We start from the raw sequence: 999 nt of genomic DNA, 5'->3' as shown, positions 1-999 counted from the left end.
AGTGAAACGAAATAGCGCCGATGGTAGTGTGGGGCTTCCCCATGTGAGAGTAGGACATCGCCAGGCTTTAAATTTAGACTTAGGTCTAACCAGTGCGGAGCGGTAGTTCAGTTGGTTAGAATACCGGCCTGTCACGCCGGGGGTCGCGGGTTCGAGTCCCGTCCGCTCCGCCACTTATTTGAAAGCCCTGCTAGAAATAGCAGGGCTTTTGTCGTTTTAGGGGCTGTCTTTTCCCTTCCAAGAAAGACCATTCTCGATGATCTGCAGTTCCACGACTTCGCCATTTATACCAATCTGGAAAATTAACTGGTCAGGTCTATCCACCTTCTCGAGCACATTGGGTGACTATTTTGGATCAATCCAAAACCGATTCTATGCATCGCAGACTTTGGAGATGATGTCGTCGTAATCCGTAAAAGATTGGTTGGATAAATCGTGTTGCCGCAACCAACGCCATACTTGTCCGATAGGGTTTAGCTCTGGAGAATAGGGCGAAAGTTTGATGACACTGACATTTTAAAGTCATTGGCAATTTCTTCTGTATGCCATCCTGCGCCATCCATTACAACGACGGCGTGACGTCCTTCCTCCGTGACTGCCAATATTTGTTTTAAGTGCTCTATCATGATGTCTTTATTAACCCAGGGACAACGATAGCCTCACCAATTCCTTTTCTGCGACGACTGAACCGAACAGATAAGCATACTCAAATTGTTGTTTCTCGGCTCTTGGGCGAGCTGCTTTTTCAGTCCATAAGTGTGTTGTCGTGTTTTGAGCGGGAAGTTATCCATGAAAAGCCCATGTGGTCGGGCAGGTAATAGATAGAGTTAGGGTGGTAGTGCTCGCCAAATTCTTTCATGATATAAGCGTGGATGTCGGAACCAGTCAGTTCTCCGTCTTGTGTACCATTGGCTTTATCTTTTATATATTGACTCAGTTGTTCTCTTTGCTCGGAAGTTAAGAATGGTGGTCTTCCTGTTCTTGGCTTTTCTTGCCATC

At 46.3% G+C, this 999-nt stretch carries 2 protein-coding genes and 1 tRNA gene; 1 reads left to right on the top strand and 2 read right to left on the bottom strand.

The window, feature by feature from the left end:
* The first annotated feature begins 96 nt into the window (after nucleotides 1-96).
* A tRNA-Asp gene (locus R7Q46_RS25375) sits at nucleotides 97-173 on the top strand.
* A 199-nt stretch (nucleotides 174-372) separates the two neighbouring features.
* Here the strand turns inward: R7Q46_RS25375 and R7Q46_RS30860 are convergent.
* Nucleotides 373-504, bottom strand: a complete 132-nt coding sequence (locus R7Q46_RS30860; RefSeq protein WP_411978769.1) for a hypothetical protein — start codon at nucleotides 502-504, stop codon at nucleotides 373-375.
* 241 nt (nucleotides 505-745) lie between these two features.
* Nucleotides 746-999 (bottom strand): helix-turn-helix domain-containing protein (locus tag R7Q46_RS25370; protein ID WP_318077964.1); only part of this gene is annotated, 254 nt, incomplete at its 5' end.

It is taken from the genome of Vibrio sp. 811, assembly GCF_033339195.1.
Note: the sequence above shows the minus strand (reverse complement) of the source record. Positions and strands in the feature narration are given on the sequence as shown.